This window comes from Streptomyces sp. DH-12 (assembly GCF_002899455.1).
Classification (GTDB): Bacteria; Actinomycetota; Actinomycetes; order Streptomycetales; family Streptomycetaceae; genus Streptomyces.
In genome coordinates, this window is record NZ_PPFB01000001.1 from 510,163 (window position 1) to 528,380 (window position 18,218).

The following is an 18,218-nucleotide window of genomic DNA, read 5'->3' on the forward strand; positions in this document are numbered from 1 at the left end:
TGGTTCGTGGGGCACTGGAGCCAACAGCAGCAGTACGCGGAGAGGTTTCGGCCGTGCCGACGAAGCCACGACGACACTGGGCCGCACATCCCCCGGAGAACCGACAGGGGCGCCGACATGAGCCTTCGGGATTCCGACGAGCCGGCTACGGCTGCGCCCGGTGGGCCGCAGTCCGGTGGCGGGCGCTGCAGCCCGGCCTGCTGCGGGCCGCCCAGGACCGGTGAGGCTGCCGGGCCCGACGAGCCCGTCGCGGCTCGTCACCGGAGCGGCCCGCTGGTCCCCCGTCAGGCGGGTGGGCGCCTGTGCGTCGCCTCGCGCGCTTCGGCGAGGGCTCGCTGCCTGACGCTGCCGCCGAACAACTGCATCGCGACGGCGGCCAGGACGTCGTCCTCGCCGATGGTCCGCCCGTCCCCCTCGCGGGTGGAAGCGACCCGCAGGGGATCCTCGGAGGAAGGGGGCGGGACCGGTTCGCCCGGCATCGTCAGAATGACCGTCCCGAAACGTCGGACTCCGCCCTCGCGGACGACCGTGGCCGCGTCCCGGACGAGGCGCATCAGGAACACGCTCGCGATGCCGTTCAGTTCGCGGACCATCGCCGGTACGGCCCTGACCTCCTGACGCCGCAGCAGCTTCCTGACCCCCGCCTCGAACCTGTGCGCGCCGGCCACCGCGCTCAGCTTGCGCTCGCCCGACCTGCCGCCCCTGCGAGACGGCACGACGGCACCCCCGGCGTCGTGCACGGCACCGTTCAGGCGCCGGAACGTCGGGCTGTGGGCGTACCATTCGTTCGCCACATCCACCTCCACGTTCCGGTCGATCGCCGAGACAAGGTGCCGGGGAAGGAGCACCCTCCGGCCCTCCTCCGACGCCGCTTCCCTCGCGCCGTCGATGATCTCCGTCAGCAATGTGCTCGTCACCGACGCCGCAGCTCGCACCGCGGGGCGGGACACGTGCATCCACGTCACGTCTCTGAAGGCGGCTCTCACGACAGCGGCACTGAACGGCGGGACATCCATGCCCGAGACGATCTCACGACTGCCGTGCCCGCGGCGGCCGTCGCACGGTCCGGGACCGTCGGGGCGCTTTCCCCGCTCACCGGAGAGGTGCGAGGACCAGGCAGGGGTTCACAGCCGAGAAAACGGGGTGCGCGGTTGCGCTCCTGCGACCGATCATGGGCGTGTGGCCCCGCATCCGACGATCAGCACGTTGACTCTGCAGCACAGGATTCCGGACGACTGGGCGGCGGATCCCTGGGCCGAGGTGCGTCCTCTGGTCGACGGCGTGGACGTCCTGAGGGCAGCGCACCCGGAAGGTCTCGCCCCCAGCTGCGCGTACTGGAGGGGGCCGGCCGAGAGCTGGCCGCTGGCAGTCGCACAAGAACCCCGGCGGGTCATGATCTCCGAGCCGACCTGCACAGCCGGCTGTTGCGGTGCCCTGTACGTCACCATCCGCCGCGAGGGCGATCATGTGCTCTGGGAGTCCTGGGAGAACACCAGCGGCACCGCAGCGGTGCCGCCGGAACACCGCTTCGACAGCGCCCAGTACGAAGCCGAGCTGGCGCGGGCGGCCTCGGACCGCAGTTGGGAGGAGCCGGTCGACACCGTCGCCCGGCTGCTCGAGGAGAGGCTCGTGGACAGCGGTTGGTTCGAGCGCTGGGGCTGCGTCCTCACGAGCGTCTCGCCACGGCGCGAGGAGCCCGGTCTTCCCGAGGAACTCACCAGTCCCGAGGGGGTGGATGTCCACTTCCACCAAGTCGGTGGGCCCGGCGAGCGTATGGACCGGTACCAGTACGAGTTGATCGTGACCGGCGACCACCCGGTGGAGGAGCAGGCACGACGGCTGGCTGCGCAGATCATGGCGGACGACCCGCGGAAAACCGCCGGTGTGAGTCACTGAGGGCCGAGACGACCGTCGGCGACGACGTGCGCCGGCCTTCGGAGGGAGGGCTCCGTGTTGAGCAACTCCGGGCGGGAGCTCACAGCACTCGACAGCCTTCCCCACCTCACCCAGGCAGTGGTCCATGGCGACCTCGGTGCCGGAAACGTCCTGTGGGAGTGGACGCACGGCCTGCCGCACCTCTCCGGGGTACTCGACTGGGACGACGTCACACTCGGCGACCCGGCCGAGGACCTCGCGGCCATCGGCGCCGGCCACGGCCCCGAGGTCCTGGACCGGGTGCTCGCCCTGGGCACCTGGTCAGACCACGGACTCCTCACTCGCATCGCGACGATCCGCGGCACATTCGCCCTGCAGCAAGCCCTCTGCGCAATCCGCGACGGCGACGAGGAAGAACTCGCGGACGGCCTGGCCGGCTACCGCTGAGTCACACCGGCACATCCGCTTCGTCGAGCACTCCACACCGACAGCAACCCGGTGAACCTGTGCGGTCACGGCACCAGCGAAGCACAGAAGGGTTGTGCGAGTTCGCCGCTCCGCATCCACGGAGCGGCCGACCAGACGCTGGCCGACGGTTTCCAGCCGGCCGCGGAGCAGTCGCTGCTCCTCCGGCCGGGCCGGCCCACACGGTGACCCGCGAGCGCCTGGTGCCCTTCAGGGCGGACGGCTCGTCATTCCGCCCATGTCGGCGCCTGGCCATCCCCGTTCGGGACGCAGCACGACCTCGCTGCCCATGGGGGTGAACCCGCAGCTGACGCGCGGCGGAGCCATCACGGGTGGCTCCGCCGCGCCGGACGTCACGTCCCAGGACTCGGGGTCCGGGCCCCCGGCCAGGAGTCGCAGCGCTCAGGCAGGGGCGTGGCTGCGGGTGTTCGAGACCGGGGACTGGGCGGCACGGCGCACCGGTCGGTCAGCGGGCGGGACGGCGAGGCGCCGTAGAGCAACGCTCGCCGTGACGAACAACGCGGCGAAGACGGCCAGGAGAAGGACACAGACCCACAGCTGTCGCCCCCCGGACGCCTGCCAGGCGGTCAACGCGGCCGAGCCGGCCCACAACACCATCGCTGCGGCGTAGAAGGACCGGATGCGGCGGAGCTGCCGCACGGCCCGCATGATCTGAGTACGTTCACTCTTCGGTGCCATGCGCCCCCGTGTACCCCCGAATCGCACACTCACCGGACGGGTTCGGCGGTACGGCGGGCACCTGGTTCCCGCCCGGTCCCGTCCCGGGGCTGACTTCACGGGCGGTGCGGGTCAGCGGCGAAGACGACGATCGGGCATGAGGCCTGAAGTGCAGGCATTCGTCGCAGACGGACCGCTTCCCGGCCGGAACGCGCGTGAGGGAGAGACCGACCGGCGTGACCGCCCACTGACCGGGATCACCAGCCTTGTCGGAATTGATTCCGCCCGCGGCTCGACCCCGCCGACCGGCAGCCGATCCGCCGTGCCTACGGACGAAGCCGGTCATGACCGCCGCTCCCCCGCCCCGCATCGCCGGACCGGGCCGTCCCGTCTGCGAGGACACCCTTCTTCCCCGCTCCGCCGAGACGTCCCGGCCGCTCGACGGCGCCGTCCACGGCCCGCTCTTCACCGGACTGCCTGACTCCGCCACCAGCGGGCAGTTCGAGACCGTCTCAGGGCAGGCCGTCACCAGCGTTTTCGCCGGCTGCCGGGCCGGTCAGGTCGGCGAGCGCCTCGGCGGGGCCGGCGGACGGTGGGCCGGCCGGCCACCATCGGTCGTCACGGCGGCGGTAGGGGTACCAGCGGCCGTCGCGGCCCAGACGGAGCTGCAGGTCGCGGCCGGTGAGCGTCCAGTGGTTGCCGTCGACGTCGATCGGGGGGAGTTCCTCCGCCTCCCAGGCCGTGGTGAGCGCCGTGCGGGCGCGGGCGGCCTGCTGTTCGGGCGGGGTCCAGGAGTGTTCCAGGGTCTCCAGTGCGGCCCGGCCGCCGGTGCGCCACGCGGCCGCGGCGCGGTCGAGGTCCTCGCCGGGGCGGCCGCAGCCCTCGCGGAGCCGCTGCACGGCGCGTGGGTCGGGGTGGGTGGCGGCCAGGCGCACCGTGTCCTGCCAGAGGTCGAGCGGTTCCGGTGGTGCGGCGCCGAACCCGTGGACGTGGGCGAGGAGTTCGCGGGCGTGCAGGGCCGCGTCCGCGGCGAGCCGGTCCAGCGGGTCGGCCTCGATGCCGGTCAGCGGTTCCTCGGGAGCGGTGGGTGGTTCGGGCAGCGGGGGGAGGGCGGGCAGTGCGGTGGTGGGGCGGGAGTAGGCGGCGCGCTGCGCGGCGTACGCGTCGGGGTCCGGGGTGCCGGCTGTCGCCTCCGGCCGGCTCCCGCCCTCCCCTGTCTCCCCCGGCTCGCCGTCCTCGTCGTCACCTGCCAACGCCCTCAGCAGCACCGCCGACTTGAGTTCCTCCACCGCCTCCTGCTCGCCGCGGCCGCGGATCAGGACCAGCAGCCAGGGGTCGGTGTCCAGCAGCCAGGACAGCTGGTAGGCGAGTGCGGTGGCGTGCGGGCAGGGGTGGTCGAGGGCGTCGCAGTCGCAGTCGGCGTCGAGGTCGCCGTAGCCGGGCAGCATGCGGACCCGGGCGTCCTCGACGGCCTCCAGCAGGTCCTCCGGGAGGTCGCCGGCCAGCAGCGCCCCGGTCTCGGCGGGCCGGCCGGCGGTCTTCTCCCAGAGGAGGTCCCACTCGTCGTCGTCCAGGACGGTCAGCGTCAGCTGCGTACGGTACGTCTCCTCACCGCCGTGGACCTCGGCCGCCACCCGGCCGGTACTGACCGTGATCGGGCCGATGCGGCCGGTGCGGGCCAGGGAGCGCCCCTTCTTCAAAGGGCCTTCCTCCGGCCAGACGTCCTCCATGGCCTCGGCCCACGCCTTGGCCCAGAAGGACTGGCCGCGGGCGCGGCCGCCCCGGCGTGCCGCGAAGGCGGGGAAGCCCCGTGCGCCGCTGCCCTGTGCCTCGCTCATGCCGTGCTCCTCAGTTCCACCAGGTTGGCCAGCTCGTCGTTGGTCAGCTCGGTCAGCGCCTGCTCGCCGGAGCCGAGGACGGAGTCGGCGAGTTCCTTCTTCGCTTCCAGCAGGGCGGCGATGCGGTCCTCGACGGTGCCCTCGGCGATCAGCCGGTGCACCTGCACCGGCCTGGTCTGGCCGATGCGGTGGGCGCGGTCGGTGGCCTGGGCCTCGACGGCCGGGTTCCACCAGCGGTCGTAGTGCACGACGTGGTCGGCGCGGGTGAGGTTCAGGCCGGTGCCGGCCGCCTTCAGTGACAGCAGGAAGACGGGGAACTCACCGTCCTGGAACCGTCGTACCAGCTCCTCCCGCTTGGCGACCGGTGTGCCGCCGTGCAGCAGGGCGGCGGCGGTGCCGCGCTCGCGCAGATGGCGCTCGAGCAGGCGGCCCATGGTCACGTACTGGGTGAAGACCAGGGCCGCGCCGCCCTCGGCGGTGATGGTGGCGAGGAGTTCGTCGAGCAGTTCCAGCTTCCCGGAGCGGCCCGCGAGCGCCGCGTCCGCCCCCTCCTTGAGGAACTGCGCGGGGTGGTTGCAGATCTGCTTGAGGCCGGTGAGCAGCTTCAGCACCAGGCCGCTGCGGGCGATGCCGCCCGCGCCGGCCCGGATCTCGCCCATCACCGTCTCGACCTGCTCGCGGTAGAGGGTTTCCTGCTCGGCGGTGAGCGCGACCGGCCGGTCCGTCTCGGTCTTCGGCGGCAGTTCGGGCGCGATGCCCGGGTCGGTCTTGCGGCGGCGCAGCAGGAACGGCCGTACCAGTTCCGACAGGAGGCGGGCGGTGCGCTGCTCCCCGTCCCCGTCCGCGGCGAGGACGCGTTCGGCCTCGATGGGTGCGATCCAGCGCTTGCGGAACCTGCCGTGGGTGCCCAGGAGTCCGGGCGTGGTCCAGTCGAGGACCGCCCACAGTTCGGAGAGGTTGTTCTCCACGGGGGTGCCGGTGAGTGCGATGCGGGCTCGGGCGCCGATCAGCCGCAGCGCCTTGGCGGTGGAGGAGTGGGGGTTCTTCACGTGCTGGGCCTCGTCGGCGACGACCAGGCCCCAGGCGTGCGCGCCGAGCCGGTCGGCGTCCAGGCGCATGGTGCCGTACGTGGTGAGGACGAAGCCCTCGTCGGCGCCGTCGAGGGTGCGGCCGGGGCCGTGGTGGCGGCGCACCGGGGTGCCCGGGGCGAAGCGGCCGACCTCGCGTTCCCAGTTGCCCAGCAGGGAGGCGGGGCAGACGACCAGGGTGGGGCCGCGGTCCTCGGGGCGTTCCTGGCGCAGCAGGTGCAGCGAGATCAGCTGGATCGTCTTGCCCAGGCCCATGTCGTCGGCGAGGCAGCCGCCGAGGCCGAGGGAGGTCATGCGGTCCATCCAGCGCAGGCCGCGCAGCTGGTAGTCGCGCAGGGTGGCGGTCAGGCGGGCGGGCTGCGCCACCGGTCCGTCGCCGCCGTCGGGATCGGCGAGGGCGCGGCGCAGGGCGTCCAGCCACGCGCTGGGCGCCACCCGTGCCCGCTCCCCGCCGATGTCGGTGTGGCCGGTCAGGGCGACGGCGAGCGCCTCGATCGCGGTGAGCGGCGGCAGCCGGCGTTCGCGGGCCTTGCGGGCGACGCCGGCGTCGACGAGGATCCAGCGGCCGCGCAGCCGGACCACGGCCCCGCCTCCGGCGACGGCCGCCACCTCCTCGGCGGTGAGGGGTTCACCGTCCAGTTCGATGCGCCAGCGCAGGTCGACGGTGCCGTCGCCGTCGAAGAACGAACGCAGGTCGGCGGGCGGCACCCGATCGGCGCCGGCCACCGCGCGGGCCGTGAGCGCCCCGGTGGCCGTCTCGGGCCAGGTGACGTCGATGCCGTGCCCGGCCAGCCGTCCCGCGGCCCCGCCCAGCAGGTCCCGCAGTTCCTCGTCGCTCAGGTCCAGGGCGGTGGGTACGGGCAGCAGCCGTCCCAACGGCTCCCACACGCTCGCGGCACGGCGGACGGCGAGCACCATGTCGGCCTGGGCGCCCGGTCCGAGGGCGTGATCGGCGCGGGCGAACAGTTCGTCGGCGTCCAGGGCCAGGGTGGGGTCGGCCAGGCTGTGGGCGCGGGGCACCAGGCGGGGGCGGGGCGGTTCCGCGTCACCAGGGGTGCCGGGGGCGTCGGTGAGTTCGACGCGCAGGGACATGCGTACGCCCGAGTCGAGTCCGGCGGAGATCTCCTCGGCCCAGGCGCGCAGTTGCGGTACGTGCTGGGGTTCGGTCGCGGCGAACGCCGCACGGCCTGTGGCGAGTTCGGCGGCGGGAGTGCGCGGGAGGGTGTCGGCGACGGCGTCGAGGAACGCCCGCACCGATGCCGTCGGGGCGGTGCCGGGCACGGCGACGGCCTCGCCGGGGGCGGCGTCGGCGAGTTCCCGGACGCGGGCGATGTCGTCGGCGTCGAACGGGCCGGCCCGCCAGGTGTCGTAGCCGGCCGGGGACACGCCGGGGAGCAGGCGTTCGCGGGCGATCAGGTGCAGGGCGAGGGCGGCGACCGCTCCCCAGAAGACGGCGGCGCGGTGCGGTGGGGTCCCGTCGCCGCCGGTGAGGCCGTCGCTGGTGGTCGTGGCTGTGGCCGTGCGGCGGGCGTGGAGGAGGGCGGGCAGGGCGTGGGCCGGGGTCAGGCGCAGTACGGGCACGGTCCGGACGGTGAATCCGTCGCCGTCCGGGACCACGAGGTCCGCCTCGCCCGCTGCGCCGCCCGGCGCCTGGGGCGGTGTGCCGCCGGCCGGGTCCCAGAAGGCGACCCGGCCCGTGCGGGCGGGGTCCCCCGGTTCGAACACGGCCGCACAGCGCGCCAGCGGCGCGGCCTGCCGCGGTGTCATCCACTCCATGCGTCCCGACACTCTCTCCCCATGCCTTGGTTTCAGCCCCGTCCGCCGTGCGCGGCGCGCGCGACGGGAGGTGGCGGATGCGTGTGCGACTCCGCCGATAATGTCTCACCCCCGGTGTACACGGCGGGACGAACGAGCGGACCGGTACCGAGGTGTGGGCCGTCGACGGGGTGTGGTCGGTCCTGCTCGCTCGTCGACGAGGAACGCCGGCACGGCTGCGGGAGGCGGTGCGTGTGCTCCGTCGCTCCCTGCGGCCGATACGACTCCGACGAGTCCGGTGCCCCGGCACTGGGAAAGGGGCGGGCGGATGCGTCTGACGACCGGGCACCGGCCGGTTGTCAGTCCCCTGTGCCAGCGTGGGGTGCGTGATCGTGGGCCGTGTCCGAAGGGGGTCGCGTGTCGGGGAGGAATGACGGCTGGGCCGGTCCGGGGTGGGACTGGACCGATGTCGACGTGGTGAGGCGGCGGTTGGACGCCGGGGCGGATCCGGAGAGGTGGGGCGGCGGAGGGCGGCCCTTGCACCGCGCGGCTGTGCTCGGGTCGCCGGAGGTCGTCGCGGAGCTGGCCGGGCGGGTCGCGGACGTGGACGCCCTGGAGGACGGGGTGACGGCGCTGTGGGAGGCCGTGGTGCACCACAAGCCGGAGAACGCCCGGGCGCTGGCTGCCGCCGGGGCCGATCCGTGGCGGCCCGCGCTCGCGGGCTGGTCGCCGGGGCGGCTCAGCCTTGCCGGGCCCACGCCCGACCTGTTTCCCGTGCCCGACGGGGTGCGCCTGACCGATGCCGAGCGGGCGGCCGCCGAGGAAGCACACCGGCTCACCGCTGCCCTGGGCACCTTTCACTACGACGGCACGGGGCTTGCCTGCGTCGCCGGGATCGATGCCGCCGAAGCGGTGCGGCGGCTCGAGGCGACGCCGGCGGCCGGCGACGTCGTCGACCTGCTGCTGGACGATCCGTACTCCTACGACATGGACGAGAGTCTGCGGATCGTCGGCGTGACGACCGTTCCCGGCGGCTGCGTCGTCACACAGCCCTGGGGGTACGCGCCGGACATGACGGGGGTTCTCCGTCGGTTGTCCGAGGGCACGGTGTGCTACGGGCTGTACGCCAATCCGAAGAGCGGAAACCAGGGCCGCATCGCTCGCGACGGCGTGATCGAGGCGTCCGACCTGCACCCCGGCGGAGGGCCGCGGCGGGGTGACACGACGGAGGAGGTGCTGACCGCCTGCCTGTACCTCCACCACGCCGTGGCCCACTCCTGCGCCTACGCCGGACTGCGGCTCACCGACCGCCGTGCCGTCGTGGGACCGGCCGACGTGTGGGTCGAACTGCCGCGTCGCCACTTCCGGAGGAGCTGAAGCGGGAACGGGTGCGGCGGTGCCGGGGGAAGGGTGACGAGGCAGCCACGGGTACGTGTCCGGGCCGGAGGGGTGGCGTTGACCGGGGTGACGGTTCTCGTCGCCCTGAAGAAGTGCCGGCGCACGTCCTCCGATGCGACGCGGCGGACGATCCGCCCCTGGGAGCGGCTGGTGCCGGATGCGGACCTACGAAGGGCGTGCGGGGCTCGGGCGGGTGCTGCCATGCATGATCGGATCGGTTCGCAGCGGTCGGGCCCGGGCAGGGGACTCGCTGCCAGGGTTGACGGCGCGCGCAGCGTCCCAGCGGACCGAGTGCGTGCTCGAGCCGGTGGCGCCGCCGGTTCGGGCGTCCTCGGTCATTCCCGGGACCCGCCGCCATGTTCGGTGTATTTCGATTAGCGTGAGCCCTCACATCATCCGTGGGGCGCGCGCGAGCGGTCGCCGGCGAGGGGTTCGGGCATGGCTGACGTCGTACTGTTCCCTCACGTGCAGGGGCTGACCTCCGGCGTCGTCGCCTTCGCCGACGAGCTGCGTGCGGCCGGACACACCGTGCACGTCCCCGATCTGTTCGGCGGGCTCACCTTCGACTCGCCGGAGGCGGGGACGGCGCACGTGGAGCAGGTCGGGTTCGGGGAGGTCGCCGCTCGTGGGGTGCGCGCGGCCGACGCCCTCCCCCGTGACGTCGTCTACGCCGGTTTCTCGCTCGGGGTGATGGCCGCGCAGCAGCTGGCGCAGACGCGGGGCGGGGCACGGGGCGCACTGCTGGTGCACGCCTGCCTCCCGGTGTCCGAGTTCGGTGCGGCCTGGCCGGACGGTGTGCCGGTGCAGGTGCACGCGATGGAGGACGATCCGCTCTTCACCGAGGACGCCGACGCCGCCCGTGCGCTGGTCGCCGGCTCACGCGACGCGGAGCTGTTCCTGTATCCGGGGGACCGGCATCTGTTCGCGGACCGCTCGCTCACGTCCTACGAACCGGGGGCCGCCGGGCTTCTCACTCAACGGGCGATCGAGTTCCTCGGTTCGGTCGGGGACGCGCACCGGCGCTGAGCGGTCGGGGTGCTCCCAGGAGGCCCGTCACCCGCACCCACGCCATCATCATCGCCATCGCCCTCACCACCGTGAGCGCCCGGAGGCACTCAAGGGCTGTTCGACGTCCCCGCATCGCACCTCGCCGTTCGCACCCCTCGCCCATCCGGATCGACAGGACGGTGCACCGGCAGCCGGGCTGACACCGAAGCGCGTGAGCGCGAGCAGTTTGCGCGTTCCTGCTCGAAGTGGCGACCCTCTGAGCAACTATTGACATGTCTCCGTCGCTCCCGCCAGAGTCATTGCCGCCAGTGATGCTTGGTTCGTCGGATCGAAGGAGCGTTCACTCATGCCCGAACTCCCCGCAGTCTCCCGCAGGTTGCTCCTGGGCGGCGCCCTGGCCACCGGTGCTGCGGCCGCCGGCGCCGCGGCCGCCGGCACGGCGCACGCTGCGCCGGCGGCCGGAGCCGTCGGTGCACACGCGCCGCTGCCGGTGCGCACTCCCCCGCGCCGTCGCGGCCAGCGCTCGATGATCGACGTGCCGTTCGACGTCCATGGGACCGTCCGCGTGGGGATCATCGGTCTCGGCAACCGCGGGTCGGGGATGGCGGAGGGCTGGGCGGCCGTTCCCGGATGCCGGGTGACCGCTGTCTGCGACATCCGCGCCAACCGTGCCGCGTCCGTGGCGAACCGGCTCGTCGCCCTGGGCAGGCCCCGTCCCGCCGAGCACGGCGGCTCCGCGGACGCCTACGCGCAGATGCTGAAGCGGGACGACATCGACCTCGTGTACATCGCCACGCCCTGGGAGTTCCACCACCAGCAGGGCAAGGAAGCCTTGGAGGCCGGCAAGCACGCCATCGTCGAGCTGCCCGTCGCCACCGAGCTGGACGAGTTGTGGGACCTCGTCGACACCTCCGAGCGCACCCGCCGTCATCTGATGCTGGCGGAGAACTGCTCCTACGGCCGCAACGAGCTGGCCATGCTGAAGATGGCGCACGACGGACTGTTCGGCGACGTCACCAACGGCCACGGGGGCTACCTGCACGATCTGCGCGAACTGCTGTTCTCCGACACGTACTACACCGACTCCTGGCGCCGGTTGTGGCACACGCGCAGCACCGCGTCGTTCTACCCGATGCACGGCCTGGCGCCGATCGCCGCCGCGATGGACATCAACCGCGGTGACCGCATGACCGTGCTGCGGGCGACCGCCACCGAGCCGAAGGGGCTCGCCGACTACCGGGAGCGTTTCATCGACCGGTCCCATCCCTCGTGGAAGGAGACCTACATCAACGGCGACCTCGTCACCTGTCTGATCGACACCGCCAAGGGGCGGGTGATCCGGGCGGAGCACGACGTCAGTTCGCCGCGGCCGTACAGCAGGATCAACAGCCTGGCGGGCAGCCACGGGATCTTCGAGGACTATGCGGGCACGTCGGCGACCGGGGGCCGGATCTACGTCGAGCCGGACCACGGCGGGCACTCCTGGCGCGCCTTCGACGCCTACCGCAAGGAGTTCGACCACTGGCTGTGGAGGACGATCGGCGACGACGCCGCGAACAACGGCGGGCACGGCGGCATGGACTACATCCTGCAGTGGCGCACCGTGCAGGTGATGCGGGCCGGCCTGGTGCCGGACATCGACGTCTATGACTCCGCCGCCTGGTGCGCGCCGGTGCCGCTGAGCGTCACGTCCCTTGCCGCCGGGGGCCGTCCGGTGGCGTACCCGGACTTCACCCGCGGTTCCTGGGTCAACCTCCGCACGGGTCTGGACTCCCGTGAGTCGGCCATGCCTCCCGTCGCGTGAGCGGCGTTCCGGACCACTCGACCGAAGGAGTGTGACGCATGAAGGCGACCCGTCGGGTCAGTCCCCTCAGAGCGCTGAGAGCCGTGGCGGTGGCGGCCTCCCTGGCGCTCGTCGCGGTGCCCGCCGCCACCGCCGCCGAGCCTCCGGCGGACGCGCCGGCCGCGCGGACCGAGGTGTCCGTCTCGCCCGTCGACCTGGACGGTCCGGCGATCTCGACCGTCACGGTGACCGTGAAGAACGCCGGACCGCAGCGGATGCGGTCGCTGAAGGTGGCGTTCGCGGGGCCCGTCGGTTGGGCGGTGCAGCCGTCCGTCGCCGCCGTGTCCGGCTCGCTCGCCGCGGGCGCGTCCGCCGAGGCGGCGTTCCGTGTCCGGGTGCCGGAGAAACGGCCCGGGTTCGTGCTGCGCACGTTCACCGCCACGGCGACCTACAGCGGTGGGGACGGGGCCGGTTCGGCGACCGGGACCCGTACCGAGGTCGTCGGCAGTCCGCTGCCCGATCTCGCCGCCGCCTACGACAACGTGGGCGTCACCGACGAGGGTGACACGGCGCCCGGCGACTACGACGGGGAGGGCAACAGCTTCTCCGCGCAGAAGCTGGCCGCCGTCGGGCTGACGCCCGGCGCCACCGTCCGCGCCCTCGGCGCGGAACTCACGTGGCCCGAGGCGGAACCGGGCACCCCGGGCAACGTCTCGTCCGCCGGCCAGGCGATCACCCTGAGCGGTCAGGGCAGCAGGCTCGTGTTCCTCGGGTCGGGCGTCGGCAGCGCGGCCACCGGCACGGCCACGGTCCACTACACCGACGGCACCAGCAGCCGCGGCCGGTTCGGGTTCCCCAACTGGTCGTTCGACCCGGCCGACGCGCACGGTGCGACCCTGGTGGCGTCCGCCGACGGCCGCAACCGGCCGGACGGGTACGGCAACGCGGGGATCGCCTACCGGATCTTCGCCCACTCCGTGCCGCTGGACGCGTCGAAGCAGGTGGCGTTCGTGGTGCTGCCGTCCAACGGGAACGTCCACGTCTTCGCCATGGCCGTCGCCCCGTAGGGGCCGGCGTCAGACGGCGTGGACCTTGATGCCCGCCTCGGCGAGGCGGGCGGCGGTCTCGGCGGGCAGGCCGGAGTCGGTCACCAGCACGTCGACGCGGTCCAGTCCGCAGATCCGGGCGAAGGCGCGCCGGCCCATCTTGGAGGAGTCGGTGACCACGATGACGCGGCGCGCCCGTTCGGCGAACAGCCGGCTGACGCTGGCCTCGTCCTCCTGGTGGGTCATCAGCCCCAGCTGCGGATCCACGCCGTCGACTCCGAGGACCGCGACATCGAGGACGACCTCGTTGAGGACGCCCACGGTGAGCGGTCCGACGAGTTCGTACGTCTGCGGGCGGGCGACGCCGCCGGTGACGACGATCTTCACCTGGGGGCGGACCGCGAGTTCGCCGGCGATGTTGAGGGCGTTGGTGACGACCGTGTACGCGGGCGCCGACGTCTCGGCCGGCTCGCGCCGCCCCCGTCCCTCGCGGTTGCCGCCCGCCCGCAGGGCCAGGGCGCGGGCCACCTCGGTCGTGGTGGTGCCGCCGTTGAGGCCCACCACGTCGCCGTCGGCGATCATCCCGGCGACGGCGGTCGCGATGCGCTGCTTCTCGGGTGCGTGCCGGGAGGACTTGTAGCGCAGGGGCAGTTCGTAGGAGACGCCGTGCGCGATGGCGCCGCCGCGGGTGCGGACCAGCATCTGCTGCTCGGCGAGCTCGTCGAGGTCGCGGCGGATGGTCGCGGGGGAGACGTCGAGTGCGCGGGCCGCGTCGTCGACGTCGATCCTGCCCTCGCCGGCCAGCAGTTCCAGCAGCTTGCTCCACCGCTCGTGCTTGGACATGTGTCGGACTCCCTCGGCCTCGGTACTGCGCTCCGGACACGGTAAGGGACACGCCGGGCGGCGGTGCCTCAGGGAAACACCGTGCGTGATTCGGCTCGAAAGGTTGTCACTCTGCGCACATCAGCGCAGCCTGGCCGCCCTTCTTTGGCAACGGTCGGATAACGGCGTATGGACCTGACCTGCGGTTCGCCTGAATACTACCCGACACGACAGATGCTCATTGCTGCTCGTAAAGCTCATTGATTGAGCATGTTCACGCATTGCTCGTGGAGACAAGGCGGTAGACGGCAGTGAAGAAGAGAATGCTCGTCCTCTCGGCGGCCTGTGCGGCCGGTGCCCTGGTCCTGACCGCGTGCGGCGGCGGTGGCGCCGGGGAGTCCGGGGACGGAACCGTGACCCTGAAGCTCGTCGCGGCCGATTACGGCGACAAGGCGTCGAACAGCTCCACCGTCTACTGGGAGGACGTGGCGCGGCGCTTCGAGGCCGCCAACCCGGACATCAAGGTCGATGTGCAGGTCGTCAACTGGAACGACATCGACGCGCAGGTCAAGACGATGATCCAGAGCGGCAACGTGCCGGACGTCCTGCAGACCGGCGGCTACGCCGACAAGGTCGCCGACGACCTCCTCCACAAGGCCGAGGAGGTGCTGTCCCCCGCCACCCGCGACAACCTGGTCGACACGTTCGCCGAGGCGGGCGAGGTGGACGGCGTGCAGTACGGCATCCCCTTCGTCTCCTCCGCCCGCGCCCTGTTCTACAACAAGAAGCTCTTCGCCGACGCCGGCCTCACCGAGCCCCCGAAGAGCTGGGCGGACCTCCGGGCGGCCGCCGAGGCGATCAAGAAGAAGAACCCGGACGTCATTCCGTACGCGCTGCCGCTCGGCCCCGAGGAGGCGCAGGGCGAGACCCTCGTCTGGGAGCTCGGCAACGGCGGCGGCTACACCGCCGCCGACGGGAAGTACACCCTCGACAGCAAGGCCAACGTCGAGACGTTCCAGTGGCTGCGCGCCAACCTCGTCGAGCCCGGCCTGACCTACAGCAACCCGGCCGCCACCGACCGCAAGACGGCGTTCGCCGACTTCGCCGCGGGCAAGGTGGGCATGCTCAACGGCCACCCCTCACTGATCCAGATGTCCAAGGACGGCGACGTCGACTACGGCGTCGCGCCCATCCCCGGCAAGGACGGCGCTCTCGACTCCACGCTCGGCGTGGCCGACTGGGTGATGGCGTTCAAGGACCGCGGTCACCGGGAGGAGATCAAGAAGTTCCTCGACTTCGCGTACTCCAAGGAGAACACGCTGAAGTTCGACGAGATGTACAACCTGATGCCCGTCACCGAGGACACGCTGCAGGAGATGACCTCCAGCGGCAAGCACAAGGACCTCGAGCCGTTCTTCGAGCTGCTGCCGAAGGCGTCCTTCTACCCGCTGGGCGACACCAGTTGGGACGCCGTCTCCGCGGAGATCAAGAAGAGCGGCGGCACGGCCGTCGAGGAGGACCCGGCCGAGGTGCTCGGCGAGCTGCAGAAGAAGGCCGAACAGATCGCGGCCGGTCAGTAGTCCGGCGGACACCGACACACGGAAGGCACCCCCGTGTCCAGCAATGTCACCTCCGGCGGCCGCAGGCCGCCCCGCACCGGCCGGGGCGGCGCCCGCCGCTCCGGCCTCGGCCGGCTGGGGCCGCTGCCCTGGATCGGCCCCGCCGTCCTGCTCATCGTGGCCGTCGTGCTGTGGCCGGTCTACGAGATGGTCCGCACCTCGTTCCTGAAGATCAGCGTCAGCGGCTTCGTCCGGGGCTGGGCGGGCCTGGACAAGTACCGGCAGCTGTTCGACGAGCCGGACCTCGGCTCCGTGATCACCGCCACCGTCGTGTGGACCGTCGGCGTGGTCGCGCTGACGATGGTGATCTCCCTGGTACTGGCCCAGCTGTTCGACCAGCGGTTCCCCGGGCGCCGGGTGACCCGGTGGGCGCTCATCGCCCCGTGGGCGGCGTCCGTGCTGATGACCGCCATCGGCTTCAAGTGGATGCTCGACCGGACCGCCGGCGTGCTGAACACGGTGATGACCGACCTCGGCATCATCGACTCCCCCAGGGACTGGCTGGGCGACCCGGCGACCGCCTGGCCCTGGATGATGTTCGTCGCGGTCTTCGTCTCCCTGCCGTTCACCACGTACACACTGCTCGCCGGGCTGCAGACGGTGCCCGGCGAGGTGTACGAGGCGGCGCGCGTGGACGGGGCCGGCGTGTGGCAGACGTACCGCCGGATCACGCTGCCGCTGCTGCGGCCGGCGTTCCTGGTCGGCGTGGTCATCAACCTGATCAACGTCTTCAACTCGTTCCCCGTGATCTGGGGCATGACCCGGGGCGGCCCGGACAGCGACACGGCGACCACCACGGTGTTCATGTACCAGCTCAAGAGCTCCGACATCGGGGAGTCCGCGGCCATGTCGGTCGTCAACTTCGCCCTGGTCGTCGTGATGGTGGCGGCCTTCCTCAAGGTCAGCCGCTGGAACCAGGAGGAGGCGTGATGGCCCAGCAGACGGTCCCCGCCGCGGCCGGTGACGCCACGTCCCAGACCGCACAGGCGCGTACGACGCGCCGCCCGGTCCGTCCCCCGCGCGCGCTGCGGCCCCGCACGGTGGTCGTCGCCGCCGTCGCCTGGCTGATCGCCGCCGTGTTCCTGCTGCCGTACCTGCAGATGGTGATCACCGCGCTGCGGCCCGCCTCGGAACTGCGCGACGCCGGCTACCTGCCCGACCACTTCGCCTGGTCCAACTTCATCGACGTGTGGCGGGAGTCGAACCTCGGCAGCAACCTGCGCGTCACCCTCCTCGTGGCCGGCGGCTCCACGCTGCTGGTACTGCTCGTCGCCATTCCGGCCGCGTACTGCACGGCCCGCGTCAGGTACCGCGGGCGCAAGGCGTTCCTGCTGCTCGTGCTGGTCACCCAGATGTTCCAGCCGACCTCGCTGCTGGTGGGCCTCTACCGCGAGTTCCACCAACTGGGCATGCTCAACTCGGTGTGGACCCTGGTGCTGTGCAACGCCGCGTTCAACCTGGCGTTCGCGGTCTGGATCCTCACCGCCTATTTCTCCGCCATACCCGTGCAGTTGGAGGAGGCAGCGATGATCGACGGACTCGGCCGGGGCGGCGCGCTGCTCCGGGTGACGCTGCCGTTGGCCCTGCCCGGTGTGGTCACCGCGGTCATCTTCACCTTCATCGCCGCGTGGAACGAGTTCGTCATGGGACTGACCCTGTCCACCGTCCCGGAGAGCCAGCCCCTGACCGTCGGCATCAACAGCTTCATCGGCAACTACACCGTGCAGTGGAACTACCTGTTCGCCGCGTCCGTGATCGCGATCGTGCCCGTCGTGGTGCTCTTCGCCTTCATCGAACGCCATGTGGTGTCCGGTCTGACCGCCGGCGCGGTGAAGTAGCCGGCCGGCCGCGCCGTGTCCCCCCTCCCCCGTTCCTGAAGGAGCACATCGCCTTGTCCGCCATCAGTTCGTCCCGCACCTCGGCCGAGATCGCCTCCCAGCCCACCGTGTGGCGTCAGGCCGCCGCGTCCCTGCCGCGCCAGGCCGGGGCCCTGCCGAAGCGGGGCGAGCGCGTCGCCGTCGTCGGCTGCGGCACCTCCTGGTTCATGGCCCAGTCCTACGCGGTCCTGCGCGAGACCGGCGGCCACGGGGAGACCGACGCCTTCGCCGCCTCGGAGTTCCCCGCCGGCCGGCGGTACGACCGGATCCTCGCCATCACCCGGTCCGGCACCACCACCGAGGTGCTCGACCTGCTGCACCGGCTCAAGGGCACCGTGGCCACCGGCGCCGTCACCGCCGACCCGGACACCCCGGTCATGCGGGCGGCCGACGCCGTCGCCGTCCTGGACTTCGCGGACGAGGAGTCCGTCGTCCAGACCCGGTTCGCCACCGCCAACCTGGCGCTGCTACGCGCCCATCTGGAGTCGGAGGACGCCCTGCCCCCGGACGTCCTGCCGCTGGAGGCGGCCATCCGGGACGCCGAGCGGGCCGTGGACGTGACGCTCGACGGGGTCGTGCTCGGTGCGGAGCAGTTCACGTTCCTCGGCACGGGCTGGACGTGCGGGCTGGCGCTGGAGGCCGCGCTGAAGATGCGGGAGGCTGCAGGCGCCTGGACGGAGGCGTACCCGGCGATGGAGTACCGTCACGGCCCGATCAGCATCACCGGCCCCGGGCGCGTGGCGTGGGCGTTCGGCCGGCTTCCGGAGGGGCTGGCCGACGACGTCGACCGGGTCGGCGGCGCCCTGGTCGCGGACTCCACCGGCACGGCCGGAAGCCTGGACCCGCTCGCCGATCTGGTCCGCGCCCAGCGCCTGGCCGTGGCCTGCGCGGAGGCACGCGGGTACGACCCGGACCGGCCCCGCAACCTCACGCGGTCCGTCGTCCTGCAGGACGGTCGTGCCTGAG

14 protein-coding genes and 1 pseudogene are annotated in these 18,218 nt (G+C 72.4%); 10 read left to right on the plus strand and 5 right to left on the minus strand.

Annotated elements, in window-relative coordinates:
• Window positions 1-284: 284 nt before the first annotated feature.
• Window positions 285-1,016: a hypothetical protein gene (locus C1708_RS01445; protein ID WP_106410909.1), complete on the minus strand. Its 732-nt coding sequence runs from the start codon at window positions 1,014-1,016 to the stop codon at window positions 285-287.
• A gap of 163 nt (window positions 1,017-1,179) precedes the next feature.
• Between C1708_RS01445 and C1708_RS01450 the strand changes: the two genes are divergently transcribed.
• Window positions 1,180-1,896 (plus strand): hypothetical protein, encoded by a 717-nt coding sequence (locus C1708_RS01450; protein ID WP_106410910.1) that lies wholly within the window; start codon window positions 1,180-1,182, stop codon window positions 1,894-1,896.
• 33 nt (window positions 1,897-1,929) lie between these two features.
• A pseudogene (locus C1708_RS01455) lies at window positions 1,930-2,322 on the plus strand (phosphotransferase family protein); the annotation flags it as partial.
• A 420-nt stretch (window positions 2,323-2,742) separates the two neighbouring features.
• Here the strand turns inward: C1708_RS01455 and C1708_RS01460 are convergent.
• The 3 genes from C1708_RS01460 to C1708_RS01470 all read right to left on the minus strand — a co-directional run bounded on the left by C1708_RS01460 (window position 2,743) and on the right by C1708_RS01470 (window position 7,720).
• Complete coding sequence (locus C1708_RS01460) at window positions 2,743-3,039, minus strand: hypothetical protein (protein WP_106410911.1); 297 nt, start codon at window positions 3,037-3,039, stop codon at window positions 2,743-2,745.
• 491 nt (window positions 3,040-3,530) lie between these two features.
• Window positions 3,531-4,856: an SWIM zinc finger family protein gene (locus C1708_RS01465; RefSeq protein ID WP_106410912.1), complete on the minus strand. Its 1,326-nt coding sequence runs from the start codon at window positions 4,854-4,856 to the stop codon at window positions 3,531-3,533.
• Window positions 4,853-7,720 (minus strand): SCO1167/SCO6262 family helicase, encoded by a 2,868-nt coding sequence (locus C1708_RS01470; protein ID WP_106410913.1) that lies wholly within the window; start codon window positions 7,718-7,720, stop codon window positions 4,853-4,855. Before C1708_RS01470 ends, C1708_RS01465 begins: the two co-directional genes overlap by 4 nt.
• 396 nt (window positions 7,721-8,116) lie before the next feature.
• Here C1708_RS01470 and C1708_RS01475 point away from each other — a divergent pair, with 396 nt between their 5' ends.
• The 4 genes from C1708_RS01475 (at window position 8,117) to C1708_RS01490 (ending at window position 12,955) form a co-directional block, all read left to right on the plus strand.
• Window positions 8,117-9,076: an ankyrin repeat domain-containing protein gene (locus C1708_RS01475; RefSeq protein ID WP_106410914.1), complete on the plus strand. Its 960-nt coding sequence runs from the start codon at window positions 8,117-8,119 to the stop codon at window positions 9,074-9,076.
• Between the two features lie 459 nt (window positions 9,077-9,535).
• Window positions 9,536-10,123, plus strand: coding sequence for a dienelactone hydrolase family protein (locus C1708_RS01480; protein WP_106410915.1), 588 nt, complete (start codon window positions 9,536-9,538; stop codon window positions 10,121-10,123).
• Window positions 10,124-10,451: 328 nt separating this feature from the next.
• Window positions 10,452-11,909: a Gfo/Idh/MocA family protein gene (locus C1708_RS01485; RefSeq protein WP_106410916.1), complete on the plus strand. Its 1,458-nt coding sequence runs from the start codon at window positions 10,452-10,454 to the stop codon at window positions 11,907-11,909.
• A 38-nt stretch (window positions 11,910-11,947) separates the two neighbouring features.
• Window positions 11,948-12,955: a beta-sandwich domain-containing protein gene (locus tag C1708_RS01490; protein ID WP_198602371.1), complete on the plus strand. Its 1,008-nt coding sequence runs from the start codon at window positions 11,948-11,950 to the stop codon at window positions 12,953-12,955.
• A gap of 9 nt (window positions 12,956-12,964) precedes the next feature.
• Here C1708_RS01490 and C1708_RS01495 read toward each other — a convergent pair whose 3' ends face one another.
• Window positions 12,965-13,777, minus strand: a complete 813-nt coding sequence (locus tag C1708_RS01495) for a DeoR/GlpR family DNA-binding transcription regulator (RefSeq protein ID WP_106410917.1) — start codon at window positions 13,775-13,777, stop codon at window positions 12,965-12,967.
• A gap of 290 nt (window positions 13,778-14,067) precedes the next feature.
• On the opposite strand from C1708_RS01495, the gene C1708_RS01500 reads away from it, so the two are divergent.
• The 4 genes from C1708_RS01500 to C1708_RS01515 are packed head-to-tail and all read left to right on the plus strand — an operon-like array spanning window position 14,068 to window position 18,217.
• Window positions 14,068-15,336, plus strand: coding sequence for an extracellular solute-binding protein (locus C1708_RS01500; protein WP_502696046.1), 1,269 nt, complete (start codon window positions 14,068-14,070; stop codon window positions 15,334-15,336).
• A gap of 33 nt (window positions 15,337-15,369) precedes the next feature.
• The gene (locus tag C1708_RS01505) at window positions 15,370-16,305 is read left to right on the plus strand and encodes a carbohydrate ABC transporter permease (RefSeq protein WP_106410919.1); all 936 of its coding nucleotides are present in this window, start codon (window positions 15,370-15,372) and stop codon (window positions 16,303-16,305) included.
• Window positions 16,305-17,213: a carbohydrate ABC transporter permease gene (locus C1708_RS01510; protein WP_198602372.1), complete on the plus strand. Its 909-nt coding sequence runs from the start codon at window positions 16,305-16,307 to the stop codon at window positions 17,211-17,213. The genes C1708_RS01505 and C1708_RS01510 overlap by 1 nt, the downstream gene beginning before the upstream one ends.
• A 53-nt stretch (window positions 17,214-17,266) precedes the next feature.
• Window positions 17,267-18,217 carry an SIS domain-containing protein gene (locus tag C1708_RS01515; RefSeq protein ID WP_106410920.1) on the plus strand — a complete coding sequence of 317 codons (951 nt, stop codon included), beginning with the start codon at window positions 17,267-17,269 and terminating at the stop codon, window positions 18,215-18,217.
• Window position 18,218 lies beyond the last annotated feature (1 nt).